Source organism: Streptomyces sp. NPDC059524 (assembly GCF_042749255.1).
Taxonomy (GTDB): domain Bacteria; phylum Actinomycetota; class Actinomycetes; order Streptomycetales; family Streptomycetaceae; genus Streptomyces; species Streptomyces xanthii.
Genome location: NZ_JBHYTK010000219.1, coordinates 1 through 10293 on the forward strand (window position 1 = coordinate 1; position 10293 = coordinate 10293).

Consider the following 10293-nt stretch of genomic DNA (forward strand, 5'->3'; position numbering starts at 1 on the left):
GCCCCACACCGCGCGCGGCCGGCGGCCGTTCAGTTCGCCTCGGCCGGGACCGGGGCGGCGGACCGGGAGCGCACCACCAGCTGGGCGACGGCCGTGACCGCCACGTTCAGGACGAGGGCGATGAGTCCCGTGTCGAAGGTGCCGACGTCCACTCCCCCGAAGGTGAGCCAGATCAGGAGGCCGACGCCGGTCAGGATGCCGAGCAGTGCGGGCACGGCGTCCAGGCGGACCTTCCTGGCCAGGCCCATGACGATCGCCGGGGCGAGCTGGGTGAGGCCGCCGTACGTGAGCAGGAGCAGGTCGGACAGGAGTCCGGGCCGGGTCAGGCCGAGGACGAGGGCGAGTCCGGCGGCGGCGATCACACAGAGGTGGTTGGTGCGCAGCTGCGCGCGCTCGTTGCCTGCGCTCAGGAGGTTGCGGGACAGCAGGCTGGATATGCCCACGACGATGGCGGCGGACGGCACCATGGCGGCCGAGGCGGCGGCGACCGCGACGACACCGACGAGCCAGCCGGGCAGGGTCTGGCCGGCGAGGGTCAGGGCGACCGCGTTGGGCGCCGAGCCCCGCTCGACGAGGAGGACCCCGGCGAAGCCGACGATGACGGGGATGCCGAGGGCGATCTGGTAGAGCGGCAGCCAGATCGCGTTCTTGCGCAGGGCACGTCCGCTCCCGGCGGCGAGGACCGGCGGCCACAGGTGGGCCATGGTGCCGAGGCCTCCGCCGAGCCCGGAGATGACGACGGCGGTCACGAAGAAGGTGGCGTCGTAGCCTTCCTGATGGAAGGTCAGGAGGTTCGGTTGGCTGTCCCGCACGGTCTCGAAGAGGCCGCCGATGCCGCCGTTCACGGACAGGGCCACGCCGGCGATCAGGACCACGAGCCCGATGATCATCAGGGCGTCCTTGAGGTAGGCGACGCGGGCGATGCCGCGGATGCCGGACCACAGGACGAAGGCGACGGTGAGCACGGTGGCGAGCACCATGCTGAGGTTGCCGCCGGTGCGGCTGCCGGTGGCGAGCTGCACGATGAGGCCGAGGCCGGTGATCTGGAGCTGGAGGTAGGGCAGCAGGAAGACGGCACCGACGACGGCGACGACCTTGCCGAGCAGGGGGCTGCGGAAGCGGTCGGTGAAGAAGTCGGCCTGTGTCAGATAGCCGCCCTTGCGGCCCAGTTCACGCATGCGGGGCGCGGTGAAGTACTGGAGGACGAAGTTGATCGCGAGATAGCAGAGGGCGAAGGCCGCGGCGACGCCGCCGCCGAAGGCGATGCCCGCCAGGCCGAGGAAGCTGAAGGTGGTGAAGGACTCGCCCGCCTGGAGGAACCAGGTGGTGAAGGTGGAGAACTTGCGCTTCCCCACGGTCCATTCGCCGAACTCCCCGCGGCCAGGGCGGCGTCCGGTCATGCCGACGACCGCGATGGTGACGATGCCGACGAGGGTGATGGCCATGGTGGTGTTCACGCGACGGCCTCCTCATAACTGTCGTGCGCGGCGCGGCCGTTCGCGTCGGCGGGGTCGGCGTCCTCGTCGTCGTCCGTGTGCCGGGCGAAGTGTTCGACGAGCGCGAGGGACGCGGTGGTGCCTGCCGTCCAGAACAGGCACCAGGCGAGGACGGAGGGGATGCCCAGCCAGAGGTGCGGGCCGTTGACGAAGGGCAGGAAGGGGGTGCTGAGGAAAGCCACCACGGGCACCAGGGCCCAGAGCACGTGCGGTTTTCTCATCGGGGCTCCATACGGCTACGGGAGGGAGGGGCGACGGCGTCCGTGCCCGGTGGCCGCCTCGTAGGCGGCGCCGGTCTCGAGCACGGTCCTCTCGGCGCGGGGCGGACCCACGATCTGGAGGCCGACGGGAAGCCCGGCCTGGGTGAAGCCGGCGGGGACGGAGAGGGCGGGTGAGCCCAGGACGGTGACGAAGTACGCGGAGCGCATCCAGTCGAGGTAGGTGCGCTGCGGCTCTCCGTCGATGTCGGTGGGGTACTCCGACTCGACGGCGAAGGGGGTGACCTGACTGACCGGGGCGATCAGCACGTCGTACCGCTGGAAGAAGGCGGTGGCGGCGAGGTGGATGCGGGCGTGCCCGTTGCGGGCGCGGATCAGGTCGGCGCCGGTCAGGCGCCGGCCTTCCTCGATGTTCCAGACCAGGCTGGCCTTGAGGGAGTCGCGGTCGCTGTCGAGCAGCGCGCCGAGCCCGTGGTGGAACTCCTGGGCGCGCAGGGTGCGGAACACGTCCTCGGCACCGTCCAGGTCGGGGCAGTCCTCGGTGACGTCGCAGCCGAGGTCCTCGAAGACCCGCACCTGGCGTCCGACGACCTCGCGGACGTCGCGGTCGACGGGGACCCGGCCGCCGAGGTCGGGGGCGTACGCGACGCGCAGGCCGGTGAGGTCGCGGTCGAGCGGGGCGCGGAAGCCGGCGCCCGGTTCGTCGAGGGAGATCGGGACGCGGGGGTCGGGGCCGGCCATGACGGACAGCAGGAGCGCGGTGTCGGCGACGGTGCGGCCCATGGGTCCGGCGACGCCCATGGTGTCCCAGAGGTTGCCGGTGGGGTGCGAGGGGACGCGGCCGGGGGTGGGGCGCAGGCCGACGACGTTGCAGAACGAGGCCGGGTTGCGCAGCGAGCCGCCCATGTCGCTGCCGTCGGCGAGCGGCTGGAACCCGGCGGCGAGTGCGGCCGCGGCGCCGCCGCTGCTGCCGCCGGCGGAGCGCGTCAGGTCGTACGGGTTGCGGGTCGCGCCGAAGACGGGGTTGAAGGTGTGCGAACCGGCCGCGAACTCGGGCACGTTCGTCTTGCCGATGCGGATGGCGCCGGCGTCCTGGATGCGCCGGACGAGGAGCTCGTCCTCGAGCGGGACATGGTCGGCGAAGAGGGGCGAGCCGTGCGTGGTGCGCATGCCGCGGGTGCTGTGGGTGTCCTTGAAGGCGATGGGCAGACCGTGCAGCGGGCCCAGCTCCTGGCCGCGGGCCTGTCGTTCGTCGGCCGCGGCCGCGGCGGCCAGCGCGCCCTCCGCGTCGAGGGTGACGATCGCGTTGACCGCCGGGTTGTGGCGCTCGATGCGGTCGAGGTGCGCCTGGACGACCTCGCGGGCCGACAGTTCGCCGCGCCGGACCCGGGCCGCGAGGTCGACGGCGTCGAGTGCGCAGATCTCCTCGCCGGCGGAATCGGACACGGGCGAGCTGGGGGCGACAGGGCCGGGGGATACGGGCATGGCATTCCTTGGGCAGCAGGCACGAGGAGCGTCGTCGCCGCGGTGGCCGGACGGGGCCGCGGACACGAAGCGTGTGGTGCACCACACTGGAGCCGATGACCGTTTCAGTCAATGGTTGATGGCTGTTGAATTTTTAAGACGCCACACATGCATGACTGACGCTTTCAGTCACCGCGCCCATCCTGGTGATCGATCCCGGGGAACTCGACGCCACTGCGCTTGAACGACTCCACGACCAGATGGGACTGCACGGACTCCACGTGCCGCACCCACGGGGACTCGGTCAGGAACGCGTGCAGCGCGGTCTTCGACGGCTGCGTCACGTCGACCAGCAGCTGGTGCTCGCCCATCACGACGGCCGCGTACCGCACGAGCGGCGACGCGACGAGCAGCTCGCCGACCTTCTCGACCTCGTCCGGCCTGACCTTGATCCACAGCAGGGCCTCGACCGGCAGGCCGAGCAGCGCGGGCTCGACGGCGGCCCGGATGCTGACGACACCCTCCCGCGTCAGCACCTCCACGCGCCGCCGCGCCGTGGCCACGGACACGCCCGCGACGGCGGCCAGGTCCTCGTACGTGCTGCGCCCGTCCTCGGCGAGCGCCCCCAGGATCGCCAGCTCCTCGGGCCCGATCTCGATGCTCGGCGGCACCGGCTGCCCCACGTCCCTGGGCTGTCCGCCGAGCGCCTCCACCTCGTCCGCGTCGAGGATCCCCGGCGACCACTCGTGCACCGTGCGGAAATACCGCAGCACCGGGGACACGCTCTGCGAGACCAGCCCCGGCAGCTCCGGGACCTCGTCCAGCATCAGCGGCGCCAACCGGCCCGGCGGACACTGCAGTTCGGCCACGCAGTCGACCGGCCCGGCCAGCGCGTACGAGAAGATGCAGTCCGGGCGCCGGGCGGCCGCCACCGCGGCGTCCCGCACCGTGCCCGGCCGGCACGTCATCCGCAGGATCACCGTCTCGCCCCGCATGACGAGCCCCCGCACGGCGACGTCCCCGCTCTCCAGCAGCCGCAGCCCGCGCCGCGCCACCTTCCGCTCGGGCTCCCCCAGCGCCGCCGCGATCCGCCGCCACGAGGCCCGCCCGTCGATCTGCAACGCGGCGACGATCCGCCGGTCCAGCCCCTCCAGCGGCCCGCCGGACCCACCGTCCGGCACGGCGGGATGGGTGGAGGGGCGCGCGGGCGAGGCGGCGAGGGCGGTCCTGGTGGCCGGTACGGGGTGCGTCACGGGAACGACCCTAGCGACCTGGTACGGATCCATGGTCCGGTGCCAGGACCAGATCGAAGGCCATGCTCGTCCAGGCGCCCCGGCGTCGTGATCCGTCCGGTGCCGTGCCGTCGTCGTGGTGGGCGGCCTCGACGACGAGGCTGTCCCTGACGCCGAACACGGCGTCCCGGGCCAGATGGGGGTCGCCGGCCACGAACAGGTGGGTGATCAGGGTGCGGAAGCCGCGGGCGGTGGCCTTGAAGTGCAGGTGGGCCGGGCGCATGGGGCCGCGGCCGCAGGCGGTCAGGAGGTCGCCGGCCGGGCCGTCGTGCGGGATCGGGTAGGGCGTCGGCAGCACGGTCCAGAACCGGTAGCCGCCGTCCGCGTCCGTGCGCAGCCGCCCGCGCCCCGCACAGCGCTCGCCGGGGTACTGGACGTCGTACAGGCCGTCCTCGTCGGCGCCCCAGACGTCCAGCAGCGCTCCGCCGACCGGGCTGCCGTCCGTGGAGCGGACCCGGCCCGACACATGGCACGGCGTGCCGGGAGCTCCCTGGGCGAGGTCGCCGCCGAGGGGGATCTCGGGGGCGCCGTCGACGAAGAACGGTCCGAGCACCGTCGCCTCGGTCGCTCCCGGGGCGTCCGGCGCGTCGAGGGCGGCGGTCAGCGTGGACAGGCCGAGGACGTCGGACAGGAGGACGAACTCCTGACGGCGGTCGTCGGTGACGTGGCCGGCGCGGGTGAGGAAGTCGATCCCCGCCTCCCACTCCCCCTCGGTGAGCCGGACCTCGCGGGCGAAGGCGTGCAGGTGCCCGATCAGGCTCCGCACGATCGCGCGCAGCCGTGGGTCGGCGGTGGCGCTGAAGGCCGCGAGGACCTCGTCGGTGATCGCCTGCTCCCGTTCGGCCGCATTCTCGTGCGCGCTGTTCATGCGTCGGTCCCCCTCGACGGTGCCGTTCCTGTCCATGCCGCGTGCAGGAGCCCGGCGAGGTTCTCCGCCGTGACCGTGCGCGGGTTGTCGGCGGGGGCGAGGGCGAGGATGTCGCCGAGGACGGTGTCCAGATCGCCTTCCGCGAGGCCGAGTTCGCGCAGTCCCGCGGGTACGCCGAGTTCCGTGGCGAGGTCGTGGAGTCCGGCCGCCGGGTCGGTCCTGCCGAGCGCGGCGGCGACGCGGGCCATGGCTTCGGGGGCGTCCGCGGCGTTGAAGGCCACCACGTGCGGGAGCACGATCGCGTGGGTCTGCGCGTGCGGCAGGTCGAAGGCGCCGCCGAGGACATGGCAGATCTTGTGGTGGAGGCCGGATCCGGCGCCGGCGAAGGCCGACCCGGCGAGGTAGGCGCCCAGCAGCAGGGACGTACGGGCGTCAATGCCGGCGGGGTCGGCGGCGAGCCCGGGCAGTCCGGCCGCGAGGTGCCGGATACCGTCCTCGGCGACGGCGCCGGACACCGGGTTGCGCCCGGGGGCCCAGAACGCCTCGACGCAGTGGGCCATGGCGTTGAGGCCGCCGGCCGCCGACAGCGCGGCCGGCAGGCCGAGGGTGAGCTCGGGGTCGTAGACGACGGTCCGGGGCAGCACGCGGCGGTCCGTGCCGGTGGTCTTGCGGGTGCCCTGGGTGAGGCCCCACACCGGGGTGACCTCGGAGCCCGCGTAGGTGGTGGGAACGGCCACGATCGGCAGCCCTGTGGTCAGGGCGACGGCCTTGGCGGTGCCCGTCGTGGATCCGCCGCCCACACACAGCACCAGATCGGCGCCGGCGGCCGCCGCGCGGGCCCGCTCGGCGGTCTCGACGGGGACGTGCGGGAGGACCTCGGTGAACGCGGCCATGACCCGGTCGGCGAACGGGACGCACAGGTCACGCGCCGGTCCGGTCGCGGAACCTCCGGAGACGAGCAGGATCCGGCGCGCGCCGAAGGCGTCGACCTCGTCTCCCAGGCTCCGGCGGGCGGCGCCCGGGCCGAACACGATCCGACCGGGCAGGGCGTCGTAGGTGAACGTGTGCATCACGCCTCCTGGGCACGGCGATGGACCTGCGGGCGGCCGGCGCCGCGGGGGCACCGCCGCCCTCCCATACTCTCCACCGTCCCGCCGGCGCCGCCCCACGACGCGCGCGGCCCCGACAACTCGTCGTGCCCCGTGGGGGATTGCACGACGCCCTGTCCGTTGTGACCCGGCTCACCACACCGCCACACTGACGCATCCGCAAGCGCACCACGTTCTCACCTACGGATTTCGCAGTGGCAGCCCCCAGAGAGGGATGAAAATGCCCGAAACAGCGGCGAACGGCGCACACCAGAATCCTCCGGTCCAACGGCTGAAAGCCAACTCGGTCGGGCTCGTCGGGGTGGTCTTCATGGCCGTCGCCACGGCTGCCCCGATCACCGCGATGACCGGCAACCTTCCCATCGCCGTCGGCTTCGGCAACGGCACGGGAGCGCCCGCCGGCTATCTCTTCGCGACGCTCGTCCTGACGGTGTTCTCCGTCGGCTACGTCGCCATGGCCAAGCGCATCACCGCCGCGGGCGCCTTCTACGGGTACATCTCGCACGGACTGGGCCGGATCGCAGGTATGGCGTCCGGGATGCTCGCCGTGCTGGCGTACGTCGTGTTCGAGGCGTCGATCGTCGGCGTCTTCTCCTACTTCGCGCAGACGACGGTCCACGACCAGCTCGGCTGGGACGTCCCCTGGATCGTCTACGCCGCGGCCATGCTGCTGGTCACCGCGGCCCTGTCGTACTTCGACATCAACCTCACGGCCAAGGCGCTCGGCGTCATGCTCATCGCCGAGATCGCGGTGCTGTTCGCGGTCGCCACGGCGGTTCTCGTCCAGGGCGGCGGTCCCGACGGCATCCCGGTCGAGCCCATCAATCCCAAGAACGCCTTCACGGGCACCTCCGCGGGTCTCGGACTGTTCTTCGCCTTCTGGTCGTGGGTCGGCTTCGAGTCGACGGCGATGTACGGCGAGGAGTCCCGCGACCCCAAGCGCGTCGTGCCGCGCGCCACCCTCGTCTCGGTGGTCGGCGTCGGCATCTTCTACATCTACGTGTCCTGGATGACGATCGCCGGCAACGGTCTGTCGGGGGCGGTGAAGGTGTCCTCGAGCACGAGCCCGCTGGATCTCTTCTTCAACCCCGCGCACAGCTTCATCGGGGCGTGGGCCGTCGACGCGTTCCAATGGCTGCTGATCACCGGGTCGTTCGCGTGCGGCATGGCCTTCCACCAGTGCGCCTCGCGGTATCTCTACGCGATCGGCCGCGAGGGCTTCCTGCATCCCGCCCTGGGCCGCACCCACCACCGGCACGGCTCCCCGTACCTCGCCTCGTTCACGCAGTCGGTCATCGCGGTGGCGATCGTCGCCGCGTTCTGGCTCACCGGCCAGGACCCGTATCTGCACCTCTACACGCTGCTCGCCATCCTCGGCACGATGGCCATCCTCATCGTGCAGACGCTCTGCTCGTTCGCCGTGATCGGCTACTTCCGGCGCAACCACCCCGAGGACCGGCACTGGTTCCGCACGTTCCTGGCCCCGCTCCTCGGCGGCGTCGGCATGATCGCGGTCGTGGTGCTGCTCGTCCTGAACATGGAGACGGCCGCGGGCTCGGCGGCAGACTCCCTGTTCTTCAAGGCGATCCCGTGGATCGTCGGCCTCGTCTTCTGCGGCGGCCTGGGCCTCGGCCTCTACCTCAGGTCCCGGCGTCCCGACCGCTACGAGGTGATCGGCCGCATCGTGCTCGAGGACGCCAAGGAGCGGGAGGAGGACGTGCGGACGACCGCGGTCGTGTGAGCGACGCGGACCCAGCCGGCACCGCCAGTCGAGAGGGAGTACGCACCATGGCCCGTACGCATCTGATGCACGCCCTGCGCCACCTCACCGCCGAGCACCACGCCGCCGCGCAACTGCGCGTCCCCGTCGCCGAGTTCCGCGAGCGGAACGCGACCCGCCGTACCGTCCTCAAGGCCGCCGCCCCCCCCCGCGGGGGCGCCGGCGGCGGGGCCCCCCCGCGCCCGGGGGCCCGCGCCGGGGAAGGGCCCGCCGGCCGCGCCGCCCGCCCGCCCCCTCCACAGCGCGCCGCGGCCCCCGGGGGGCCCCCCGCCCGCGCTGCCCGCCCCGAGAGCGAGAGCGGCCACGTCCGCCGCCGCTCCCCGGATCGCCGTCGTCGGAGCGGGCATCGCGGGCCTGACCGCCGCCCTCACCCTCCAGGACGCGGGCCTGGGCTGCACCGTGTACGAGGCACACCCGGACCGGGTCGGCGGCCGGATGTACTCGCAGCGCGCGCACTGGGCGTACGGGCAGACATCCGAGATCGGCGGCGAGCTGATCGACACCAGCCACAAGAAGATGCAGGAACTGTGCCGCCGCTTCAACCTGCCCCTGGAGGACTTCCTCGGCGGCGGGCCGAACGGCGCCGAGGAGATCCTCTGGTTCAACGGCGCCTACTACCCCCGGGCGCAGGCCGACGAGGACTTCAAGGCGGTGTACCAGGCCCTGCACCAGGACCTGCAGAACTCGGGCGAGGTCTACTGGAACCAGACCACGCCCACCGGGACGGCCCTGGACAACATGTCGCTGTACGAGTGGATCGACTCCCGGGTGCCCGGCGGCCACGCGTCGCCGCTCGGCAGGTGGTTCGACGTCGCGTACAACGTCGAGTACGGCGCCGACACCACCGACCAATCGGCCCTGGCTCTGGTCCTCCTGATGGGCTATCAGACCAATCCCGGCAACTTCAACATCTGGGGCCTGTCCAACGAGCGCTACCACGTCGTCGGCGGCAACGACCAGTTGCCGCGCGCCGTCGCCGCCGCGCTGCCCGCCGGGACGGTCCGGCACGGCTGGTCCCTGACCGCGGTCGCGGCGAACACGAACGGCACGCAGACCCTCACCTTCACCGATTCCGGCACCACGCGCACGGTCACCGCCGACCACACGATCCTGTGCGTGCCCCTGCCCGTGCTCCAGCGGCTCGACCTGTCCCGGGCCGGCTTCGACAGCCGGATGACGAGCCTGCTGCGCGACGCCCGCATGGGCCACTGCAGCAAGCTCAACCTCCAGTTCGGCAGCCGCCCCTGGCGGGGCACCGGCGCCTGGCCGGGCGTCTCGGCCGGGGACTGCTTCACGGACGCCGACTTCCAGCAGACCTGGGACACCACCAAGGTCCAGCCGGGCACGGGCGGCATCCTCATCCAGTACGGCGGCGGCTCCCTGGCCGCGTCCCTCGATCCGGCCACCCCGTTCGCCTTCGAGGACGACCCGTACGTCCGCGACCTGGCGGCCCGTCATCTGACTCAGATCGACAAGGTCTTCCCCGGCACCCGGGCGGCCTGGACGGGCCGGGCCCAGCTCTCCGCCTGGCACAAGAACCCGTACGCCCTGGGTGCCTACTCGTACTGGCCCGTCGGCTACCTCCACCGGTACGCGGGCTACGAGGGCGTGGCCCAGGGCCGCGTCCACATCGGCGGCGAACACTGTTCGTACGACTTCCAGGGCTTCATGGAGGGCGGCGCGACCGAGGGGGCGCGGGCGGCCGGGGAGGTGATCACGGCGGTGCGCTGACGTCACCGCGACCGGCGCTCCCGCCCCGGACCCGCCAGGCGGCCTGGCCGATCGCCAGGATGCCGCGGGCCGGGAGGGGGACGTCGCCGATGCGGGGGTTGCGGTCCAGGCGGGCCGGGCGGCCCAGGTCCGTGCCGTCGAGGACGGCGCGGGCCTCGTCGACGTAATACATGCGCCCGGGCATGAGGGTGCCGACGTGCCCGCTCGGCATCGTCCCCCGCATCTGCAACCGGCCGAGCCCTAGGGCGTGTCCGCAAAGTCCCGTCGTCGCCCGAAGGGCGGCCGGGCGGCGTCTGGTGCGTGCTCTCGGCGTGCCGGGCGCAAGGCCTCGTACT

The 10293-nt window shown here is 72.7% G+C and carries 9 protein-coding genes; 2 read left to right on the forward strand and 7 right to left on the reverse strand.

Annotated elements, in window-relative coordinates; translation table 11 throughout:
* Positions 1–29: 29 nt before the first annotated feature.
* The 6 genes from ACFW9D_RS35785 to ACFW9D_RS35810 form a co-directional block, all read right to left on the reverse strand.
* Positions 30–1457, reverse strand: coding sequence for a sodium:solute symporter (locus ACFW9D_RS35785; protein ID WP_384629230.1), 1428 nt, complete (start codon positions 1455–1457; stop codon positions 30–32).
* On the reverse strand, positions 1454–1717 hold the full coding sequence (locus ACFW9D_RS35790; RefSeq protein WP_188335435.1) for a hypothetical protein: 264 nt from the start codon (positions 1715–1717) through the stop codon (positions 1454–1456). The genes ACFW9D_RS35785 and ACFW9D_RS35790 overlap by 4 nt, the downstream gene beginning before the upstream one ends.
* Before the next feature lie 15 nt (positions 1718–1732).
* Positions 1733–3199 (reverse strand): amidase, encoded by a 1467-nt coding sequence (locus tag ACFW9D_RS35795; protein WP_384629233.1) that lies wholly within the window; start codon positions 3197–3199, stop codon positions 1733–1735.
* A gap of 164 nt (positions 3200–3363) precedes the next feature.
* Positions 3364–4431 carry an Lrp/AsnC family transcriptional regulator gene (locus ACFW9D_RS35800; protein ID WP_384629236.1) on the reverse strand — a complete coding sequence of 356 codons (1068 nt, stop codon included), beginning with the start codon at positions 4429–4431 and terminating at the stop codon, positions 3364–3366.
* Positions 4432–4441: 10 nt separating this feature from the next.
* Positions 4442–5338 carry a dioxygenase gene (locus ACFW9D_RS35805; RefSeq protein WP_384629239.1) on the reverse strand — a complete coding sequence of 299 codons (897 nt, stop codon included), beginning with the start codon at positions 5336–5338 and terminating at the stop codon, positions 4442–4444.
* Entirely contained in the window at positions 5335–6408 is a 1074-nt protein-coding gene (locus tag ACFW9D_RS35810; protein ID WP_384629242.1) for a maleylacetate reductase, read from the reverse strand. The genes ACFW9D_RS35805 and ACFW9D_RS35810 overlap by 4 nt, the downstream gene beginning before the upstream one ends.
* Positions 6409–6661: 253 nt before the next feature.
* On the opposite strand from ACFW9D_RS35810, the gene ACFW9D_RS35815 reads away from it, so the two are divergent.
* Together ACFW9D_RS35815 and ACFW9D_RS35820 are read left to right on the forward strand one after the other, a co-directional pair.
* Entirely contained in the window at positions 6662–8188 is a 1527-nt protein-coding gene (locus ACFW9D_RS35815; RefSeq protein WP_384629245.1) for an APC family permease, read from the forward strand.
* A gap of 393 nt (positions 8189–8581) precedes the next feature.
* Positions 8582–9958, forward strand: coding sequence for a flavin monoamine oxidase family protein (locus ACFW9D_RS35820; RefSeq protein WP_384629251.1), 1377 nt, complete (start codon positions 8582–8584; stop codon positions 9956–9958).
* Here the strand turns inward: ACFW9D_RS35820 and ACFW9D_RS35825 are convergent.
* Positions 9942–10169 (reverse strand): hypothetical protein, encoded by a 228-nt coding sequence (locus tag ACFW9D_RS35825; RefSeq protein ID WP_384629248.1) that lies wholly within the window; start codon positions 10167–10169, stop codon positions 9942–9944. The two genes, ACFW9D_RS35820 and ACFW9D_RS35825, sit on opposite strands and share 17 nt — an antisense overlap.
* Positions 10170–10293 lie beyond the last annotated feature (124 nt).

Excerpts from the sequence above, each read along its gene's own strand:
- ACFW9D_RS35790 (WP_188335435.1), bottom strand. The coding sequence starts at position 1,717 with ATGAGAAAACCGCACGTGCTCTGGGCCCTGGTGCCCGTGGTGGCTTTC.
- ACFW9D_RS35795 (WP_384629233.1), bottom strand. The coding sequence starts at position 3,199 with ATGCCCGTATCCCCCGGCCCTGTCGCCCCCAGCTCGCCCGTGTCCGAT.
- ACFW9D_RS35810 (WP_384629242.1), bottom strand. The coding sequence starts at position 6,408 with ATGCACACGTTCACCTACGACGCCCTGCCCGGTCGGATCGTGTTCGGC.
- ACFW9D_RS35815 (WP_384629245.1), top strand. The coding sequence starts at position 6,662 with ATGAAAATGCCCGAAACAGCGGCGAACGGCGCACACCAGAATCCTCCG.
- ACFW9D_RS35805 (WP_384629239.1), bottom strand. The coding sequence starts at position 5,338 with ATGAACAGCGCGCACGAGAATGCGGCCGAACGGGAGCAGGCGATCACC.
- ACFW9D_RS35825 (WP_384629248.1), bottom strand. The coding sequence starts at position 10,169 with ATGCCGAGCGGGCACGTCGGCACCCTCATGCCCGGGCGCATGTATTAC.